16 protein-coding genes are annotated in these 19372 nt (G+C 57.1%); 10 read left to right on the top strand and 6 right to left on the bottom strand.

The window, feature by feature from the left end; translation table 11 throughout:
• Positions 1–33 precede the first annotated feature (33 nt).
• The 4 genes from D8U73_RS27205 to D8U73_RS27190 are packed head-to-tail and all read left to right on the top strand — an operon-like array spanning position 34 to position 3941.
• Positions 34–1044 carry an ABC transporter permease subunit gene (locus D8U73_RS27205; RefSeq protein ID WP_056854996.1) on the top strand — a complete coding sequence of 337 codons (1011 nt, stop codon included), beginning with the start codon at positions 34–36 and terminating at the stop codon, positions 1042–1044.
• An 11-nt stretch (positions 1045–1055) separates the two neighbouring features.
• Positions 1056–1982, top strand: a complete 927-nt coding sequence (locus tag D8U73_RS27200) for an ABC transporter permease subunit (protein ID WP_056854995.1) — start codon at positions 1056–1058, stop codon at positions 1980–1982.
• A gap of 10 nt (positions 1983–1992) precedes the next feature.
• Positions 1993–2961, top strand: a complete 969-nt coding sequence (locus tag D8U73_RS27195) for an oligopeptide/dipeptide ABC transporter ATP-binding protein (RefSeq protein ID WP_056854994.1) — start codon at positions 1993–1995, stop codon at positions 2959–2961.
• On the top strand, positions 2961–3941 hold the full coding sequence (locus tag D8U73_RS27190; RefSeq protein ID WP_056854993.1) for a peptide ABC transporter ATP-binding protein: 981 nt from the start codon (positions 2961–2963) through the stop codon (positions 3939–3941). The genes D8U73_RS27195 and D8U73_RS27190 overlap by 1 nt, the downstream gene beginning before the upstream one ends.
• A gap of 169 nt (positions 3942–4110) precedes the next feature.
• Here the strand turns inward: D8U73_RS27190 and D8U73_RS27185 are convergent, their stop codons facing one another.
• Both D8U73_RS27185 and D8U73_RS27180 read right to left on the bottom strand, forming a co-directional pair.
• Entirely contained in the window at positions 4111–4368 is a 258-nt protein-coding gene (locus tag D8U73_RS27185; protein ID WP_056854992.1) for a hypothetical protein, read from the bottom strand.
• Between the two features lie 229 nt (positions 4369–4597).
• The gene (locus D8U73_RS27180) at positions 4598–6181 is read right to left on the bottom strand and encodes a peptide chain release factor 3 (RefSeq protein WP_007973058.1); all 1584 of its coding nucleotides are present in this window, start codon (positions 6179–6181) and stop codon (positions 4598–4600) included.
• 342 nt (positions 6182–6523) lie between these two features.
• Between D8U73_RS27180 and D8U73_RS27175 the strand changes: the two genes are divergently transcribed.
• The 5 genes from D8U73_RS27175 (at position 6524) to D8U73_RS27155 (ending at position 11789) form a co-directional block, all read left to right on the top strand.
• Positions 6524–7240, top strand: a complete 717-nt coding sequence (locus tag D8U73_RS27175; RefSeq protein WP_056854991.1) for an ABC transporter permease — start codon at positions 6524–6526, stop codon at positions 7238–7240.
• A gap of 20 nt (positions 7241–7260) precedes the next feature.
• Positions 7261–8154, top strand: coding sequence for a glycine betaine ABC transporter substrate-binding protein (locus D8U73_RS27170; protein WP_130906255.1), 894 nt, complete (start codon positions 7261–7263; stop codon positions 8152–8154).
• A gap of 12 nt (positions 8155–8166) precedes the next feature.
• Positions 8167–8820 (top strand): ABC transporter permease, encoded by a 654-nt coding sequence (locus D8U73_RS27165; RefSeq protein WP_130906254.1) that lies wholly within the window; start codon positions 8167–8169, stop codon positions 8818–8820.
• A complete protein-coding gene (locus D8U73_RS27160; protein ID WP_056854988.1) occupies positions 8817–9974 on the top strand; it encodes an ABC transporter ATP-binding protein in 1158 nt (385 codons plus the stop codon). Before D8U73_RS27165 ends, D8U73_RS27160 begins: the two co-directional genes overlap by 4 nt.
• Positions 9975–10625: 651 nt before the next feature.
• A complete protein-coding gene (locus D8U73_RS27155; protein ID WP_130906253.1) occupies positions 10626–11789 on the top strand; it encodes a type III PLP-dependent enzyme in 1164 nt (387 codons plus the stop codon).
• A gap of 92 nt (positions 11790–11881) precedes the next feature.
• Here the strand turns inward: D8U73_RS27155 and D8U73_RS27150 are convergent, their stop codons facing one another.
• From D8U73_RS27150 to D8U73_RS27135, 4 genes are all read right to left on the bottom strand, one after another.
• Positions 11882–12760: a hypothetical protein gene (locus tag D8U73_RS27150; RefSeq protein ID WP_130906252.1), complete on the bottom strand. Its 879-nt coding sequence runs from the start codon at positions 12758–12760 to the stop codon at positions 11882–11884.
• A gap of 48 nt (positions 12761–12808) precedes the next feature.
• Positions 12809–15025, bottom strand: coding sequence for an alpha-xenorhabdolysin family binary toxin subunit A (locus tag D8U73_RS27145; RefSeq protein WP_056854986.1), 2217 nt, complete (start codon positions 15023–15025; stop codon positions 12809–12811).
• Positions 15026–15285: 260 nt separating this feature from the next.
• A complete protein-coding gene (locus D8U73_RS27140) occupies positions 15286–15987 on the bottom strand; it encodes a tetratricopeptide repeat protein (protein ID WP_056855257.1) in 702 nt (233 codons plus the stop codon).
• A gap of 57 nt (positions 15988–16044) precedes the next feature.
• A complete protein-coding gene (locus D8U73_RS27135) occupies positions 16045–16725 on the bottom strand; it encodes a Fe2+-dependent dioxygenase (RefSeq protein ID WP_130906251.1) in 681 nt (226 codons plus the stop codon).
• 207 nt (positions 16726–16932) lie between these two features.
• On the opposite strand from D8U73_RS27135, the gene D8U73_RS27130 reads away from it, so the two are divergent.
• A complete protein-coding gene (locus tag D8U73_RS27130; protein WP_056854984.1) occupies positions 16933–19257 on the top strand; it encodes a TonB-dependent siderophore receptor in 2325 nt (774 codons plus the stop codon).
• Positions 19258–19372: the final 115 nt, after the last annotated feature.

Genomic DNA, 19372 nt, shown 5'->3' with positions numbered 1-19372 from the left:
CACGCCTAACCGGCTGATGAGGTACACCACACGATGTTTAGTTTTATTGCCCGCCGACTGGGGTTACTGATCCCCACGTTCTTCGGCATCACCTTGCTGACTTTCGCGTTGATACGCATGATCCCTGGCGACCCCGTGGAAGTCATGATGGGAGAACGCAGGGTCGACCCCGAAATGCACGCTCAGGCAATGGAACGCCTAGGTCTGAACAAACCCCTCTATGCCCAGTACCTGGATTACATCGGCAAACTGGCCCACGGCGATCTCGGGGAATCCCTGCGTACCCGTGAGAGCGTCTGGACCGAGTTCACCTCCCTCTTCCCCGCGACCCTGGAACTGTCCATGGCCGCCCTGTTGTTCGCCGGCATCCTGGGCCTGCTGGCCGGGGTGATTGCGGCACTCAAGCGAGGATCGCTGTTCGACCACGGGGTGATGGGCGTCTCCCTCGCGGGGTACTCGATGCCGATCTTCTGGTGGGGCCTGATCCTGATCATGTTCTTCTCGGTGAGCCTGGGCTGGACCCCGGTATCCGGGCGGATCGACCTGCTCTACGACATTGAGCCGCGTACCGGCTTCATGCTGATCGATACACTGCTGGCCGATGACGTCGGCGCGTTCTTCGATGCGCTGCACCACCTGATCCTGCCGGCCATCGTGCTGGGGACCATTCCATTGGCGGTGATCGCGCGAATGACCCGCTCGTCGATGCTCGAAGTGCTGCGTGAAGACTACATTCGTACCGCCCGCGCCAAAGGCCTGTCGCCATCGCGTGTGGTATTCGTCCACGGCCTGCGTAACGCGCTGATCCCGGTACTGACCGTGGTTGGCCTGCAAGTCGGCACCCTGCTGGCCGGCGCGGTCCTGACCGAAACCATTTTCTCCTGGCCTGGCATCGGCAAATGGCTGATTGAAGCCATTGGCGCCCGTGACTATCCGGTTGTACAAAACGGCATCCTGTTAATCGCCTGCCTGGTGATTCTGGTCAACTTCGTAGTGGACATCCTCTACGGCTTTGCCAACCCACGCATCCGTCATCAGCGCTGAGGTCAATACCCATGAGCACTCCAACATCCTCAGTAGCCACCGCCGCGTCCGCCGTGGATCAAAGCCTGCTGTACCCGTCGCCGTACAAAGAGTTCTGGCAAGCGTTCTCCAGGAACAAAGGCGCCGTTGCCGGCCTGATGTTCATGCTGCTGGTGATTTTCTGCGCCATCTTCGCCCCGTGGGTTGCCCCCCATGACCCGAGCGAGCAATACCGTGACTTCCTGCTGACCCCGCCAGCCTGGCTGGAAGGCGGGCAGATCCAGTTCCTGCTCGGCACCGATGAACTGGGTCGTGACCTGCTGTCACGCCTGATCGAGGGCTCGCGGCTGTCGTTGCTGATCGGCTTGTCGTCGGTGGTGATGTCGCTGATCCCGGGCATCCTGCTGGGTCTGTTCGCCGGTTTCTTCCCGAAAGCCGTCGGCCCGACCATCATGCGCCTGATGGACATCATGCTGGCCCTGCCATCGCTGCTGCTGGCCGTGGCGATCGTCGCCATCCTCGGCCCTGGCCTGATCAACACCGTGATCGCCATCGCCGTCGTGTCCCTGCCGTCCTACGTTCGTCTGACCCGCGCCGCGGTGATGGGCGAACTGAACCGCGACTACGTGACCGCCGCGCGCCTGGCCGGTGCAGGCCTGCCGCGCCTGATGTTCGTGACCGTGCTGCCCAACTGCATGGCGCCCCTGATCGTTCAGGCGACCCTGAGCTTCTCCTCGGCAATTCTCGATGCTGCCGCCCTGGGCTTCCTCGGCCTTGGCGTACAACCGCCAACCCCTGAGTGGGGCACCATGCTGGCCTCGGCCCGCGACTACATCGAACGCGCCTGGTGGGTAGTCAGTCTGCCTGGTTTGACCATTTTGCTCAGCGTGCTGGCAATCAACTTGATGGGTGACGGCCTGCGCGACGCGCTGGACCCGAAACTCAAGAACGCCGCCTGAGGAGATTCCAATGTCACTGCTAGAAATCAAGAATCTCAACGTTCGCTTCGGCGACAAAAACGCTACGCCAGTGGTCGATGGCCTCGACCTGAAAGTCGACAAAGGCGAAGTGCTGGCCATCGTTGGCGAGTCGGGTTCGGGTAAATCCGTGACCATGATGGCGCTGATGGGCCTGATCGAGCACCCTGGCATCGTCACCGCCGACTCGCTCAGCTTCGACGGCAAGGACATGCTCAAGCTCAGCAACCGTCAGCGTCGGCAGATCGTCGGCAAAGACCTGTCGATGGTCTTCCAGGACCCGATGACCGCGCTGAACCCAAGCTACACGGTGGGTTTCCAGATCGAAGAAGTGCTGCGCCTGCACCTGAAAATGTCCGGCAAGGCCGCTCGCAAGCGCGCCATTGAGTTGCTGGAAAAAGTTGAAATCCCGGGCGCGGCCAGCCGCATGGAAGCCTACCCGCATCAACTGTCCGGTGGCATGAGCCAGCGCGTCGCGATCGCCATGGCGATTGCCGGCGAACCGAAACTGCTGATCGCCGACGAACCGACCACCGCTCTGGACGTAACGATCCAGGCGCAGATCATGGACCTGCTGCTGGCCTTGCAGAAAGAGCAGAACATGGGCCTGGTGCTGATCACCCACGACCTCGCCGTCGTGGCCGAAACGGCCCAGCGCGTGTGCGTGATGTACGCCGGCCAGGCCGTCGAAGTCGGCCAGGTGCCGCAACTGTTCGACATCCCGGCGCACCCGTACAGCGAAGCGCTGCTCAAGGCGATTCCGGAACACAGCCTGGGCGCCTCGCGCCTGTCGACCCTGCCGGGCATCGTGCCCGGTCGCTACGATCGCCCGCAGGGCTGCCTGCTGTCGCCGCGCTGCCCGTACGTGCAGGACAACTGCCGCGTGCAACGTCCGGCCCTTGACCCGAAAAGCAACAGCCTCGCCCGCTGCTTCTACCCGCTGAACCAGGAGGTGGCGTAATGGCCGTCGTACTTACCGCCCGCGACCTGACCCGTCACTACGAAGTGTCCCGAGGCCTGTTCAAGGGTCACGCCACCGTGCGCGCCCTCAACGGCGTGTCATTCGAACTGGAAGCCGGCAAGACCCTCGCCGTCGTCGGCGAGTCGGGCTGCGGCAAATCCACCCTGGCCCGCGCCCTGACCCTGATCGAAGAGCCGTCTTCGGGTTCCCTGAAAATCGCCGGCCAGGAAGTCGCCGGCGCCGACAAGGCCCAGCGCAAGCAACTGCGCAAAGACGTGCAGATGGTGTTCCAGAGCCCATACGCGTCGTTGAACCCACGGCAGAAAATCGGTGATCAACTCGCCGAGCCGCTGTTGATCAACACCAACCTGTCGGCCACCGAACGTCGCGAGAAAGTCCAGGCGATGATGAAGCAGGTGGGCTTGCGTCCCGAGCACTACCAACGTTATCCGCACATGTTCTCCGGCGGTCAGCGCCAGCGTATTGCGCTGGCTCGGGCGATGATGCTGCAACCGAAAGTGCTGGTGGCGGACGAACCGACCTCGGCGCTGGACGTGTCGATCCAGGCGCAGGTGCTGAACCTGTTCATGGATTTGCAGCAAGAGTTCAACACCGCCTACGTGTTCATTTCCCACAACCTGGCGGTCGTTCGCCATGTTGCCGACCACGTGATGGTGATGTACCTCGGCCGTCCGGTGGAAATGGGGCCGAAGGAAGACATCTACACCCGTCCCCTGCACCCCTACACCCAGGCGCTGTTGTCGGCGACACCGACCATCCACCCGGATCCGGACAAGCCGAAAATCAAGATCGTCGGCGAACTGCCCAACCCGCTGAACCCGCCGCCCGGCTGCGCTTTCCACAAGCGCTGCCCATACGCCACCGAGCGTTGCAGCACTGAAGAGCCGGCCCTGCGCCTGCTCGACAGCCGCCAGGTGGCGTGCCATTACGCCGAGCAATTTGTACACGGCGCAGCATAAAAACCGCCTTGAAAAAAATGCAGGAGCCAGCCTGGCGATTACGGAATATCAGTCGACATCTGCGTCGACTGGCACACCGCAATCGCTAGCAGGCTAGCTCCCACAGGAACTGAGTTGAGCAAAAACCCCTTCTACTTCCGGTAGAAGGGGTTTTATTTTGTCTGTAAATCTAAGTCTGGCTATCACCTTCGTCGGCTTCATCGGAGTCCGGGTCATCGGTCATCGAGTCGTCGTCCCCCGCGCTGCCACCCTGGCCCTTGTCGCCCGGCTCCGATTCGGACTTGGCGATCATCAGCTCAGCATGCCCTGCCTGACTGCTTGAAGCCTGAGTTTCATGATCCTCGCACTCAGCCCAGACCGCCGAGCTGCCGAGGGCCAACATCACCAACACCTTCAACATCAAAATAACGCGTAGCAAGCTGTTCATGGCCGAATCCGTCCTTCGTAGAGTGCCTGTCTGGCGCTTAGTGAAATCTAGTTCCGATTAACTCGGTTCTCCAGATAGGATGCTGAAGCTGAGCCGTAAATGCCGTGAATCGGCAGATTGCTTTCGAATAAGACCTATACCCAAATCCACTAAAGCATCAGGCCATTGGCCAGGCATTAAAAAGCCCCGGTGCTTTCGCCACGGGGCTTTTGGTCTTGCAGCTCAGCGCTTAATGATGCTCACGCGTCGCACGGAATTTCACGTCCGGCCAGCGTTCTTCCATCAGTGCCAGGTTAACCCGGGTCGGAGCCAGGTAGGTCAGGTGACCGCCGCCGTCCAGCGCGAGGTTTTCCACGGCCTTGTTGGAGAATTCTTCAAGCTTCTTCTTGTCGCTGCATTCGATCCAGCGCGCCGAGTAAACGGTGATCGGCTCGTAGGAGCACTCGACCTTGTATTCCTCTTTCAAACGGCTGGCGACCACATCGAACTGCAGCACACCGACGGCGCCGAGGATGATGTCGTTGCTGCGTTCCGGGAAGAACACCTGGGTCGCGCCTTCTTCGGCCAGCTGTTGCAGGCCCTGGCGCAGTTGCTTGGATTTGAGCGGGTCTTTGAGGCGCACGCGGCGGAACAGTTCCGGAGCGAAGTGCGGGATGCCGGTGAAGCCCAGGACTTCGCCTTCGCTGAAGGTGTCGCCGATCTGGATAGTGCCGTGGTTGTGCAGGCCGATGATGTCGCCGGCAAATGCTTCTTCCAGTTGCTCACGCTCAGAGGAGAAGAACGTCAAGGCGTCGCCGATCCGCACGTCCTTGCCGGTGCGCACGTGGCGCATCTTCATGCCTTTTTCGTACTTGCCCGAGCAGATACGCATGAAGGCGATGCGGTCGCGGTGTTTCGGGTCCATGTTCGCCTGGATCTTGAAGATGAAGCCGGAGAACTTCTCCTCCACCGGCTCCACGGTGCGCTCGTTGGCCACCCGGGCCAGAGGGCGCGGAGCCCAATCGACCACAGCGTCGAGAACATGGTCGACACCGAAGTTGCCCAGCGCCGTACCGAAGAACACCGGGGTCAACTGACCGTCGAGGAATTCCTGCTGGTTGAACTCATGACAGGCCCCTTGCACCAACTCGAGCTGTTCGAGGAAGCGCTCGTACTCGTCGCCCAGGTGCGCGCGCGCTTCATCGGAATCAAGCTTCTCGATGATCTTGGTTTCGGTGCGCTCATGACCATGACCGGCGGTGTAGACGATGATGTAGTCATCGGCCAGGTGATACACGCCTTTGAAGTCCCGGTAGCAGCCGATCGGCCAGGTGATCGGCGCGGCCTTGATCTTCAGGACCGCTTCGATTTCGTCGAGCAGTTCGATCGGGTCGCGGATGTCACGGTCGAGTTTGTTGATGAAGCTGACGATCGGCGTGTCACGCAGACGGCAGACATCCATCAGCGCAATGGTCCGTGGCTCTACACCTTTACCGCCGTCGAGCACCATCAACGCCGAGTCCACCGCCGTCAGGGTGCGATAGGTATCTTCGGAGAAGTCTTCGTGGCCCGGGGTGTCGAGCAGGTTGATCATGTGCTCGCGATACGGGAACTGCATGACCGACGTGGTGATGGAGATACCACGCTGCTTTTCCATTTCCATCCAGTCGGAGGTGGCATGGCGGTCGGACTTGCGAGACTTCACCGTGCCGGCTACCGCAATCGCCTTGCCCATCAGCAAGAGCTTTTCGGTGATCGTGGTTTTACCGGCATCGGGGTGGGAAATAATGGCGAAAGTGCGGCGTTTCGCGACTTCGGCGGCCTGTTTGGTCATGGGAAATCGCCTGGCAGGTGATTCAAAAAAGGGCGCAGATTATAGCCCAAGTTGATCGAAGAACCGAACCGTTGAGCACATCAGGGGTGGCCAAATGCTGTTTCAGATGGGAACCTTTTGAATCACGGAGACGTCCACTCCCCCGTTACGACCATTCGTCAGGGGATGAAACATCTGCATTGTCGGCCTGACGAGGCTGCGCTTATGGCTCGATAAGCCGTACGCCGTCCCTACGGGGCGCGCGCTCGGTATCAGCTACTTCTCGCGAACGTTTTTTCCGGCAGCCAGGCATGGCATGCCACACGGAATGGCGTTCGCCGACTGAAAAAAAGGAGTCCGCCTGTGGCTATTCGCTATGGCAAAGGGCTGATAGGAGGCGTGCTGGTAATCGCCCTTCTGGCCCTGCTGATCCACTGGATCGGCATCAACACGATCGAACATTACCGCGACGATTTGTTGTTTTACCTGCAAGCTCATCTGATTCTCGTCCTCGCCTCCATGCTGGCCGCCCTTGTCGTGGGCATCCCTGCCGGCATATTCCTCAGCCGCCCGAACATGATCGGCCGCGCCGAGCGCTTCATGCAGTTCTTCAATATCGGCAACACGGTTCCGCCTCTCGCCGTTCTGGCCATCGCCCTCGGCATCCTCGGCATCGGCAGTGGCCCGGCGATCTTCGCCCTCTTCCTCGCCTCCTTGCTGCCCATCGTGCGCAACACCTACGAAGGCCTGAAAAACGTCCAGGGCTCACTCAAGGAAGCCGCGGTCGGTATCGGCATGACGCCCACTCAAGTGTTGTGGCGTGTCGAATTGCCCAACGCCGTGCCGATCATCATCGGCGGCGTGCGCGTGGCACTGGCGATCAATGTCGGAACCGCGCCGCTGGCCTTCCTGATCGGCGCCAACAGCCTCGGCAGCCTGATCTTCCCCGGTATTGCCCTGAACAATCAGCCGCAACTGCTGCTCGGCGCCGCGTGTACCGCGCTGCTGGCCTTGTTGCTCGATGGCCTGGTGACCCTCGCCAGCCGTCTCTGGCTCGAACGCGGTTTGCGCCCGTCTTAAGCCTCGGCAAAGGAATCGTCATGAAAACATCAAGCTTTTTACTGGGCTGCGTTCTGCTGTTTGCAGGATTTGCCCAAGCCGCGGAAAAACCGGTTATTCGCATCGGCGCCCGGGTGTTCACCGAACAGACCCTGCTGGCGGAGATCACTTCGCAATACCTGCGTACCAAAGGTTACGAGGTGCAAGTCACCGGCGGCCTGGGCAGTAACCTCGCCCGCAGTGCCCACGAAAGTGGGCAACTGGACATGCTTTGGGAATACACCGGCGTGTCGTTGGTTTCCTACAACCATGTCACTGAAAAACTCGACAGCGAACAGTCCTACGCACGAGTCAAAGAACTCGACGCGAAAAAAGGCCTGGTCTGGCTCACTCCGTCGAAGTTCAGCAACACCTACGCCCTCGCCCTGCCGAAAAACGTCGCTGACCAGTACCCACAGATCAACACCATCAGCGAGCTCAACTCGGTGCTGCGCAAGGAAGCCCAGACCAACAACCTGGTGGCGCTGGACACCGAGTTCGCCAATCGCTCGGACGGACTCGACGGCATGGTCGAGCTCTACGACATGAACCTGACCCGCAAGAACATCCGCCAGATGGACGCTGGCCTGGTCTATACCGCGCTGCGCAACGGCCAGGTGTTTGCCGGACTGGTCTACACCACCGACGGTCGACTCAACGCCTTCAAGTTGAAACTGCTGGAAGACGACAAGCATTACTTCCCGGACTACACCGCCGCACCGGTGGTGCGTCAGGCCTACCTTGATGCGCATCCGCAACTCGCCGAACAGCTCAAGCCACTGGCTGAACTGTTCGACGACGACACCATGCGCGAGCTCAACGCGCGGGTCGATGTCGAGCATCAAAGTCCGTCAGCCGTCGCCGCCGATTTCCTGCGCCGCCACCCGATTAACTAAGGAGGAAAAGTCATGGAATTCTTGAACGCCTTTTCCCATCTCGACTGGTCGCAGGTTTTGCACCTGACGTGGCAACACATCACGCTTGTCGGGATCGCCGTAACCCTGGCGATCGTGGTCGGCGTGCCGCTGGGCATTTTGATGACACGCTTCCCGAGCCTCGCCGGGCCTTTGCAGGCCAGCGCCACGGTGCTGCTGACCGTGCCGTCGATTGCGCTGTTCGGCCTGCTACTGCCGTTCTACTCGAAATTCGGCCAAGGCCTCGGTCCGATGCCGGCGATCACTGCGGTGTTCCTTTATTCACTGCTGCCGATCATGCGCAACACCTACCTGGCGCTGAGCGGTGTCGAACCGGGTATTCGTGAAGCCGCGCGAGGTATCGGCATGACCTTCGGCCAGCGCCTGCGCATGGTCGAACTGCCGATTGCCGTGCCGGTGATCCTTGCCGGTGTGCGCACCGCCGTGGTCATGAACATCGGCGTCATGACCATCGCCGCCACCATCGGTGCCGGTGGATTGGGCGTACTCATCCTCGCTTCCATCAGCCGCAGCGACATGTCGATGCTGATCGTTGGCGCCGTGCTGGTCAGTCTTCTGGCGATCTTCGCCGACCTCATTTTGCAGTGGCTGCAACGTTCGCTGACTCCAAAAGGACTCCTTAAATGATCGAACTTCAAAACCTCAGCAAGACCTTCCAAAGCAACGGCAAAGATGTGAAAGCCGTGGACTCGGTGAGCCTGACTGTCAATGAAGGCGAAATCTGTGTGTTCCTCGGGCCATCGGGTTGCGGCAAAAGCACCACGCTGAAAATGATCAACCGCCTGATCAAGCCGACCTCGGGCAAGATCCTGATCAACGGCGAAGACACCACCGGCCTCGACGAAGTGACCCTGCGTCGCAACATCGGCTACGTGATCCAGCAGATCGGTTTGTTCCCGAACATGACCATCGAAGAGAACATCGTGGTAGTGCCGAAATTGCTCGGCTGGGACAAACAGAAATGCCACGACCGCGCCCGCGAATTGATGAGCATGATCAAGCTCGAACCCAAGCAATACCTGCATCGTTATCCACGGGAATTGTCCGGTGGCCAGCAACAACGGATCGGCGTGATTCGTGCACTGGCGGCCGATGCGCCGCTGTTGTTGATGGACGAACCGTTCGGCGCGGTCGACCCGATCAACCGCGAAATGATCCAGAACGAGTTCTTCGAAATGCAGCGGGCGCTGAACAAGACCGTGATCATGGTCAGCCACGACATCGACGAAGCCATCAAGCTCGGTGACAAGATCGCGATCTTCCGCGCTGGCAAGCTGCTGCAGATCGACCATCCGGACACACTGCTTGCGCATCCGGCGGATGACTTTGTCAGCAGCTTCGTCGGTCAGGACAGCACCCTCAAGCGCCTGTTGTTGGTGAAAGCCGAAGACGCAGCGGACAACGCGCCCTCTGTCAGCCCCGAAACACCCGTGGCCGAGGCGCTGGAATTGATGGACGAGCACGACCGCCGTTACGTGGTGGTGACTTGCACCGAGAACAAGGCGCTGGGCTACGTGCGCCGCCGCGACCTGCACCGCCAGACCGGCACGTGCGGGCAATACCTGCGCGAGTTCAACGCCACCGCTGCCTACGACGAACATTTGCGCATCCTGTTGTCACGGATGTATGAGTTCAACCGTTCGTGGCTGCCGGTGATGGATGCCGAAAGGGTGTTTTTGGGTGAGGTGACGCAGGAGTCGATTGCGGCCTACCTGAGTTCAGGTCGTTCACGCGGGATGAAGACCAGTATCGTCTCGCCAGCAGAGGCCGTGGTCGCCTGATCAATAAATAGTCAGAAACGAACCTGTGGCGAGGGAGCTTGCTCCCGCTGGGTCGCGAAGCGGCCCCTCTTTTAAAAAAGCGGGGACTGCTTCGCAGTCCAGCGGGAGCAAGCTACCTCGCCACAGTTTTTTGTGTTTTCAAAGACTGGAAAAGAATATCAACACCGAGGTGGGCTCTGGCACTGCTAAAGCACCCGCCACATTAATCAAAATCGCCTTCACACCCGCCTCTCGCCGCCAACGTCGCCGATGTTGACGCCATCACACTTCTCTACGAACTAGCTGACAAAAGCATCGAACGTGCAGGTATTTTTAACACTGGAAAAATCACGGGGAACATCTGCCCGTCACACAGGTCCGCTACAAAGAGTGATATCGGGTACGCACGTCAGAAGCGTGCAAAAACGCGACATTTTTTGTTGATCTCAAGCCCCTCACGCCCTAAAGTTCGCGCCGAACGTCCATGCTGGAAACGATCCATCCGGCTCAAGTACTGACGACGAGACAGCAAGGCCAAGGGAAAGCTGCACTTCCCATGGCCTTTTTGCTTTCGGCGACATGCCTTGGGAAGTAGGCGAACCAAAGTGGGGATACGGAGGACGTTCATTTGCACCCATTGATTAACGACGTTTGCCACTAGGAGTCCCAAGTATGTCGATCCAGGTCGAAGACTATTTTGCGCGCGAAACCTTTCAGAAAATGAAGGCGTTCGCCGACAAGCAAGAAACCCCGTTCGTGGTGATCGACACCGCGATGATCAGCCAGGCCTATGACGACCTGCGCGCCGGTTTCGAATTCGCCAAGGTCTACTACGCGGTCAAGGCCAACCCGGCCGTGGAAATCATCGACCTGCTCAAAGAGAAAGGCTCGAGCTTCGACATCGCCTCGATCTACGAGCTGGACAAAGTGATGAGCCGCGGCGTCAGCGCCGCCCAGATCAGCTACGGCAACACCATCAAGAAATCCAGGGACATCCGCTACTTCTACGAGAAGGGCGTACGTCTGTTCGCTACCGACTCCGAAGCCGACCTGCGCAACATCGCCAAAGCAGCGCCGGGTTCGAAAGTCTATGTACGTATTCTCACCGAAGGCTCGACCACCGCCGACTGGCCATTGTCGCGCAAATTCGGCTGCCAGACCGACATGGCCATGGACCTGCTGATCCTCGCCCGTGACCTCGGCCTGGTGCCCTACGGCATCTCCTTCCACGTCGGTTCGCAACAGCGCGACATCAGCGTCTGGGACGCGGCTATCGCCAAGGTCAAAGTAATCTTCGAGCGTCTGAAAGAAGAAGACGGCATCGAACTGAAGCTGATCAACATGGGCGGCGGCTTCCCGGCCAACTACATCACCCGCACCAACAGCCTGGAAACCTACGCTGAAGAAATCATCCGTTTCCTCAAGGAAGACTTCGGTGATGACCTGCCGGAAATCATCCTCGAACCCGGCCGCTCGCTGATCGCCAACGCCGGTATCCTGGTCAGTGAAGTGGTATTGGTCGCGCGCAAGTCCCGCACTGCGGTTGAGCGCTGGGTATATACCGACGTGGGCAAGTTCTCCGGCCTGATCGAAACCATGGACGAAGCCATCAAGTTCCCGATCTGGACCGAAAAGAAAGGCGAGATGGAAGAAGTGGTCATCGCCGGCCCGACTTGCGACAGCGCCGACATCATGTACGAAAACTACAAGTACGGCCTGCCGCTGAACCTGGCCATCGGTGATCGCCTGTACTGGTTGTCGACCGGTGCCTACACCACCAGTTACAGCGCCGTTGAGTTCAATGGCTTTCCGCCGCTGAAATCGTTTTACGTTTGATAGGCATCCTCTCTGGTCCTGAAACAGGGTAACCCGTGTTCAGGACGAGACAACTCCATTAAAAAAGCCCATAAATTTTATGGGCTTTTTTTTCATTCACGAAGCCAAAGCTCAAGGTGGTTCATCATCTTCACGCACTCACCAGCGCCCTCCAGGGTGCCGGCCAGCTTGAAGTTTAATTCGCCGAGCCTCGCTGCCGTCTTTGCCCGGAGCAGCTCAATGAACACCCCATGGATACGTCGATAAAGCTCCTCAATGAATAACTGCATCTGAGCGATCACCGCAACGAACCCGGTGAATAACGCTGCAATATCTGCCTTATATTCTTCAGCGCTGACTGAAGGGTCCCTCGAAGAGTAATTGAAGTCCCAGACCGGAGTAGTCACAGGCTCGCCGAATAACGCCTGCGCAACCTTTGGCGTTGCATGGCAATTACAGGACCGATATTCCATGGCTGTGGTGAATACCGACCTCAACCCAAACGATTCTACATATACTTCTCCCAACGTAAATTTCAATTCTCCTACCGCGATTCTTAGCTCATCGAATCGAAGAGCCAGTTCATGAATCAAATCTGGCACCTTCGTAGGCGGAAATAACATCCAGGTCGGGGACCTGGATAAAATGAACTGCCTGAAATCCACCAGATCAATGGGCTCATCCCGCGAGGTTTTTCCGGTCATCTCCAAACATTCACGAGTGAATATGTCGAGATCTGAAAAAAAAGCTTCGCCTAAAAGCAAAGTTTCTCTGGTACGCCCCCAAAAGGTCTTTAAATATCGCTCATTGAACGGGGCATTCACCAGCCGCGAGTCCTTGGGCAGACTGGCAAGTTGATGGCCGTTTTTTCTACGAAGCTCAAGCATAAGCGATATACGATCAAAGGTCGGATACAAAGAACCTAGAAAAGTGCTGTATCGATTTAAAATGCGCCGTTGCGCTGATGTAAAACCATAGTCTTGTGAATTCATATTCATCATTTGAAGGGGATGGGCATATGACCACCCCCTAAATCCTGTTTATTGATAAACTGGTTTCATGTATTTGACAACTTCCGCTATTTTGGACACTGCACTATCCGCTCGCTTTTCGACGGAAATCGAAGCATCTTGCTTGAACTCACGAGAAAATTTTTCTACATCATTCTTCAGCTTTGAAAACTCATTTACGTATTTCGAACGACCGTCATCCACCTCGTTCAATGTCTTGACCAGAGTGATTTTCCCATCAATCTGGAGAATATGCCTGGCGTACTTTTGCGAGTGCGCTCGCAAATCAGTTGCCTTCTCGGCGAGTCGGTTATACGCGGCCACCATATTGAGAAAAGAAATAGCCTCACCTATACCCGAGATTATTTTCTTAAGCATATCAACAGCAAATAACGCAACCTGGACCTGCGGGGGTGCCAAACCCAACGCTTTCAAACTTTCAAGTGACAATTGAGCTTCTTCGCCAATTTTTTCGACGCCAGCTTTGGCGATCAAGTCAATCGCTTCGGACACCGACTTCATCTGCTCAGTCAGCTCGGCCAATTTTTCCTCGGTTTTAATCTTGAGGTCTTCCGTGAATATCCGATCCTGCGTGAGCGCTACAATCCATCCTTCAGGAGCCTCCCGATCATACGGGATGCTAATACCCCTTTGAATGCTTTTTAGATCCTCAGCATGTGCGCAGACTTTATTGGAAAGGTTATTGAGTTCCACCTCCATATCCTCCCGTACTTCATCCGCATCCTCCGGATTAACCAATTCTGCCTGGTAGCCTTTGAGCTTTTTCTCGGCACGCTCAAGAAAAAGAGTAAAGTCCTGAGCATTCTTGCGCAGCTCAAATGTAATCTTGTTAATATTGAACGCTACGCTATTCATCGTAACAACAGTGCCCGGCAAGTAATCGAATTGTTCGAAAAGCATTTGCGCAGAAGTATTCGCCCCTTGCACTTCAGCATTATGACCACGCAGCTTGACCACATTAAAAACCGGAACATCCACACTATAAATCAACCCACGCATTGCCATCCCCTCCCCAAAAACCAAACGATTGCTCTCATATTCTTTATCAGCCTCTGCGAACACGCTGAGCAACTGATCCGAACCTACTTTTATCTGCTCCCAAGGCTCGACAATACTGAGTATCTGATTCTTGAATCGTCTCAGGGAGGTTGCTTCATCCAGCTTGGTAACGTCTTGCATGGAAGCCGCGATGTAGTTACTCAACGCATTCCATACCAGCATAAGGTTTTGAGTCGCCACTTCAGCTTCAACCGCAACGTAACTCAGGTTCTGCAGATCATCACGCACTCTGTTCAAAGAGCTCAGTGTCTGGCTTTTGCTGGCCATCAATTGATTCGCGGTTCTTTGCAAATCTTTAAGCTTGTTACGCTGAGTGCGTATCTGCTCAGCTTTGACACCCTGGTAGATGCCGAGAATCAAACCGCCAACATTCAAGGTCGCTGCTGCCTTGATTGCCTCTTGAACCATCTGATCATATTGCTTGTTGAGATCCTCAATCTCTTTTGAGCGCTGATCAATTTCATCCTGCAGAACCTGTATATCTGCCCCATAGGTATTGTTCTTAACAAACTCAAGTCGCAACCTGATTTGCGGCAGCACTTTCGTGAGCATGTCGTGGCCAAACTCGTTCAGTCTGGTTCGTACCGACTCGGCGCTTTGATGACATTGCGTGACCTTGAACAGCAGATCATTGAGGTAGATTCGAATTTCGTTTACATCTCCGGGAGACACCTCATCACTGGGGAGGCCTGGAACTTTCATTTTCAGTTTCAGATACTCTTCCGGCGTATTGATATTATATTCTTCCAGATATTTCGATATCTTGAGGTCCTCATACACCTCTACAATTGAGTAACCTGTCCCGAGGATGCTGCCGGCAAAAATTTTCAGCTCGTTGCCTGTCAGCATTATGTCCCGGCGTAATGGTGACCAGCGCTTGGCATGGTTATAGGTCAAAGTGAATGTAAATAAAAAATCACTCGCCGTCAGCCCCTTGCCCCCCTCATCACCCGCGCCGTAATTCAAGTATGCAATTACATCTTGCAGCCGAACAGGAAGAGAAAGCCCTAACGTTTCATACTTCTTGAGACTGATGATCTGTTCCTTGGTCAACTGTATCCCCATTCCACGGTGATGCTCTTCACCCACACCTAACGATGCATTCACAAACACCTGGGGTGTTTTGGCGGCAGCTTCGACCAGTTCATTATTCGTTTTCAACTCCATCAGAGACTCCTTGTCTTCGTCGAGTATTAAGAAAGAATTAACAACAACAATATTCAAGCGCCGCTTCCGGCGACACTTTTCAATACTGTGAAAACAACCTTAAGGCGATACGAAACAAATCAACAAGTCTTAAAATATTAAAATTCAAGACAGCAGACATTAATAAAATAACCAGACCAGCAACAACCATCCCGCCCGCCAACTTTTACAGCGCGAGATTTTAATATGGGCTTTCTATTAATTAATGAACAGCGAAGCTGTTACGACGTGACCAACTGTGATAATCGCTGTTGATAAACTTCAGCCATCCCACGAATCTGCGGATGTCTTGCGCTCGACAAGGCTACAACGCTCACCCGCAGGAAATTGCTGTTTCCTCCCGCCAACGCCTTGTGCAACCACTCCAGAGCCTCGCCGATTTGTCCTTCTTCCGCCAGGAGCCCTGCATAACTGAATTGCCCACGAAAATCCCCGCCGAGCGCCGAGCGTCGATACCAGCTTCGCGCCGCGAGTGGGTCAGCGAGGCAAAACTTGCCTTCCTCCAGATAACGCCCCAACAGATTCATCGACTTCGCATGGCCCAGTTCGGCTGCCTGGCGATACAGACTCAAGGCTTGCCGCTGATCCACCGCCACGCCACGCCCGGTCGCCAACAGATTGGCATAGTTGTATATCGCCCAATCCAGTCCGGCTTCGGCAGCCTGGCGATAATGCCCCGCAGCAACCGTCGCATCGGCTACGCAACCCCAACCGTGTTCATGACAACGACCCAGCATGTTGCGCGCCATCAAATGCCCGCCTTGGGCAGCGATCTCGAACCAGCGCACAGCCAGCGGCTGATCCTGCTCAATACCTTGCCCATCCAGCAAAATTTGCCCGAGCAAGGCCTGAGCGTCGAGCACACCCTCACGCGCGGCGATCAAAATCGCCTGTGCAGCGCGTGCCGGGCTTTCCTCGAGCATGGTTTTAAGCTGGTCACCGTCGAGGACTTCCTCGCGGCGCAAACGAAAATCCGCCACTTACACCTCGACCCAGCGGCGCAACAGATTGTGATAAGTGCCGGTCAAGCGGATCAACGATGGGTGATCGGGCACATCGCGGGTCAGGTTGCGGATCGCCCCGTCCATCTCGAACAACAGTGCCCGCTGGCTGTCTTCACGCACCAGGCTCTGCGTCCAGAAGAACGAGGCGTATCGCGTACCCCGCGTCACCGCGTTGACCTTGTGCAGGCTGGTGCCGGGGTACAGGACCATGTCGCCGGCGGGCAACTTCACACGCTGGGTGCCGTAGGTATCCTGGATTTCCAGTTCGCCGCCGTCGTAGTCCTCGGGCTCACTGAAGAACAGCGTGGCCGACAGGTCAGTGCGTACCCGTTCGATGCTGCCCTTGGGTTGGCGCACGGCGTTATCGATGTGGAAATCGAAACTGCCACCGGCCGTGTAACAGTTCAGCAACGGAGGAAAGACCTTGTGCGGAAGTGCTGCTGACATGAACTGCGGATTTTTCCACAGTCGCTCCAGCATGGCCGCGCCAATCTCCTTGGCCAGCGGATGACCTTCCGGCAATTGCAAATTGTGCTTGGCCTTGGCCGACTGGTAACCGGCGGTGATCTTGCCGTCGGCCCAATCAGCCTGTTCCAGAGCCTCGCGGATGCGCTGCACTTCTTCTTTTTCGAACAAGCCTGGAATGTGCAGCAGCATGGCGTAGACACCTGGAAGCAAAAGGACGCCAATGGTATTGATTCTTATTGCCTGTGTAAAACCCGCTAGACGAACGAAGCAGCAAAAACCGTAAGGTCAAATTGTAAAGAATGTAAATTCAGTGCGAATAGCAATATTTCGCAATTGCTACAAATACGTGTTTACCCTATATTCCGCCGCCTCAAATCCTTGGGGAGGGGAATCAAAATGTCACGTCAACACCCACAATTACCGGTCAGCTCACCGCGTTTGCTCGCTTCTGCAATTGGCGTGGCAATCACCGCCGGCTCCGCTGGTCACATGGTTTTCGCGGCTGAAAAAACCGACGAGAAAGCGCCGGGCAACACGATTTCCCTCGGTGCCACGGCCATCACCGGTGAAGCCCAGGACGACACTTCCTACAACGTCGAAAAAGCCTCCTCACCCAAGTACACCGCGCCGCTGGTTGACACTCCGCGTTCGATCACGGTCATCCCGCAACAAGTCCTCAAGGACACGGGCGCCATGAACATGCAGGACGCATTGCGCACCGTTCCCGGCATCACCTTCGGGGCCGGTGAAGGTGGCAACCCGCAAGGCGACCGTCCGTTCATTCGTGGTTTCGATGCCCAAGGCGACACCTATCTGGATGGCGTGCGCGATACCGGTTCGCAGAGCCGCGAGATCTTCGCCGTAGAGTCGATCGAAGTCAGCAAAGGCCCGAACTCGGCCATCGGAGGCCGCGGCGCGGCCGGGGGCAGCATCAACCTGGTGAGCAAAAAAGCGCATCTGGGCGACTCGTTCGACGGTGGTTTCACCTGGGGCTCCGACCAGACCCAGCGTTACACCATGGACGGCAACTATCAGTTTTCCGACACCGTCGCCGGCCGTCTGAACCTGATGAGCCACGAGAGCAACGTCGCCGGCCGTGACAGCGTCGACTACGATCGCTGGGGCGTGGCGCCGTCGCTGGCGTTCGGCCTGGGCACCGACACCCGGGTCAACCTCGACTACTACCACCTCGAAAGCAACGACACGCCGGACTCGGGCATTCCTTATTCGATTCCGACCGCAGGCTCGGCGGCGCGCACCAAGTCCAATCCGGACAAACCGGATGACGGCGGCGACAGCAGCAACTTCTATGGCCTCGACAACCGCGACTTCCGCAAGACCCGCGTCGACACGGCCACCATTGCCATCGAGCACGACCTGAGCGACGCGCTCACGGTCAAGAACACCCTGCGTCATGGCAACAGCATGCAGGACTACATCCTGACCCAGCCGGACGACAGCAAGGGCAACGTCAACAATGGCAGCGTCTGGCGCCGTGCGAACACCCGCGTCAGCAACACCGAGACCACCACCAACCAGACCGACCTGTTTGGCGACGTCTACATCGCCGGCTTCAAGAACAGCTTCGCCACCGGTATCGAGCTGAGCCGCGAAGAAAGCAAGAAGTCCTCGTACAACGTCAACACCGACACCACGCCAAGAACTGCCGCAGCGACCACTAACTGCAGCCCCGCGCTGATCGGCGCGCCAAGCGGTTACAACTGCACCTCGCTGTCCAGCCCGAACCCGAGCGACCCATGGAACGGCGCGATCTCGCGCAACTATGCCGGCACCGACACTACGGGTAAAACCTACGCGCTTTACGTGTTCGACACTTTGACGTTGTCCGAGCAGTGGCTGGTGAACATGGGCCTGCGCTACGACCACTTCGACACCGACTACAAGACCTACAACGCGGCCGGCACCACCACCTCCAAGGGCGATGATGTCAGCGAATTCGTTACCGGTCAGTTCGGTGTGGTCTACAAGCCGGCGGAAAACGGCAGCATCTATGCGTCCTACGCAACATCCGCCACCCCACCGGGCGCGACCCTGGGCGAAGGCCAGGACGGCAACCCGCTGGGTGGCACGCCTGATCGCAACGGCAACCTGCTCGCCAGCGACATGGAGCCGGAGACCACCAAGAACTACGAAATCGGTACCAAGTGGGATCTGTTGAACGATCGTCTGTCGCTGACGGCTGACATCTTCCGCACCGAGAAAGAAAACGCTCGGGTGCAAACCAACACCACCACGTACGAAAACGTCGGCAAAACTCGGGTTCAAGGTTTCGAACTGTCGGCCACTGGCAAGCTCACCGACAAATGGCAGGTCTTCGCCGGTTACGCCTACATGGACAGCGAGCAAATCGATGGCGGCGACATGCCGGCCAACCGAGCCAACAATGGCAACGAACTGCCGAACACACCGAAAAACAGCGCCAGCCTGTGGACGACTTACCAGGTCACGCCGAAGCTGACCATCGGCGGCGGCGCATTCTATGTCGACGACGTGTTCGGTAGCGCAGCCAACACCACCATGGTTGACTCCTACGTTCGCTACGATGCGATGGCGGCCTACAAGCTGACCAAAAACGTCGACCTGCAATTGAACGTGCAGAACCTGACCGACGAAACCTACTACGACAAAGCGTTCTCGACTCACTTCGCCAACCAGGCGGCGGGCCGTACTGCTTTGCTGAGCACCAACTTCCACTTCTGATTGACTGTCATACGACAATCGCTGTGGGAGCGAGCTTGCTCGCGATGGGGCCATAACATTCAACATGCATGTTGACTGTAAGGCCGCCATCGCGAGCAAGCTCGCTCCCACAGCT

Origin of the sequence: Pseudomonas sp. Sample_22, from assembly GCF_004307635.1 — a bacterium.
Lineage (GTDB): Bacteria > Pseudomonadota > Gammaproteobacteria > Pseudomonadales > Pseudomonadaceae > Aquipseudomonas.
The sequence above is the reverse complement of the archived record's forward strand: the minus strand, read 5'-3'. Positions and strand labels throughout refer to the sequence as shown.

Bases quoted from the DNA above. Each gene is read 5' to 3' on its own strand.
- D8U73_RS27135 (WP_130906251.1), bottom strand. From the start codon at position 16,725: ATGCTGCTGCACATTCCAGGCTTGTTCGAAAAAGAAGAAGTGCAGCGC.
- D8U73_RS27185 (WP_056854992.1), bottom strand. From the start codon at position 4,368: ATGAACAGCTTGCTACGCGTTATTTTGATGTTGAAGGTGTTGGTGATG.
- D8U73_RS27145 (WP_056854986.1), bottom strand. From the start codon at position 15,025: ATGGAGTTGAAAACGAATAATGAACTGGTCGAAGCTGCCGCCAAAACA.
- D8U73_RS27130 (WP_056854984.1), top strand. From the start codon at position 16,933: ATGTCACGTCAACACCCACAATTACCGGTCAGCTCACCGCGTTTGCTC.
- D8U73_RS27200 (WP_056854995.1), top strand. From the start codon at position 1,056: ATGAGCACTCCAACATCCTCAGTAGCCACCGCCGCGTCCGCCGTGGAT.
- D8U73_RS27140 (WP_056855257.1), bottom strand. From the start codon at position 15,987: ATGCTCGAGGAAAGCCCGGCACGCGCTGCACAGGCGATTTTGATCGCC.
- D8U73_RS27160 (WP_056854988.1), top strand. From the start codon at position 8,817: ATGATCGAACTTCAAAACCTCAGCAAGACCTTCCAAAGCAACGGCAAA.
- D8U73_RS27195 (WP_056854994.1), top strand. From the start codon at position 1,993: ATGTCACTGCTAGAAATCAAGAATCTCAACGTTCGCTTCGGCGACAAA.
- D8U73_RS27170 (WP_130906255.1), top strand. From the start codon at position 7,261: ATGAAAACATCAAGCTTTTTACTGGGCTGCGTTCTGCTGTTTGCAGGA.
- D8U73_RS27180 (WP_007973058.1), bottom strand. From the start codon at position 6,181: ATGACCAAACAGGCCGCCGAAGTCGCGAAACGCCGCACTTTCGCCATT.
- D8U73_RS27165 (WP_130906254.1), top strand. From the start codon at position 8,167: ATGGAATTCTTGAACGCCTTTTCCCATCTCGACTGGTCGCAGGTTTTG.
- D8U73_RS27190 (WP_056854993.1), top strand. From the start codon at position 2,961: ATGGCCGTCGTACTTACCGCCCGCGACCTGACCCGTCACTACGAAGTG.
- D8U73_RS27150 (WP_130906252.1), bottom strand. From the start codon at position 12,760: ATGAATTCACAAGACTATGGTTTTACATCAGCGCAACGGCGCATTTTA.
- D8U73_RS27155 (WP_130906253.1), top strand. From the start codon at position 10,626: ATGTCGATCCAGGTCGAAGACTATTTTGCGCGCGAAACCTTTCAGAAA.
- D8U73_RS27205 (WP_056854996.1), top strand. From the start codon at position 34: ATGTTTAGTTTTATTGCCCGCCGACTGGGGTTACTGATCCCCACGTTC.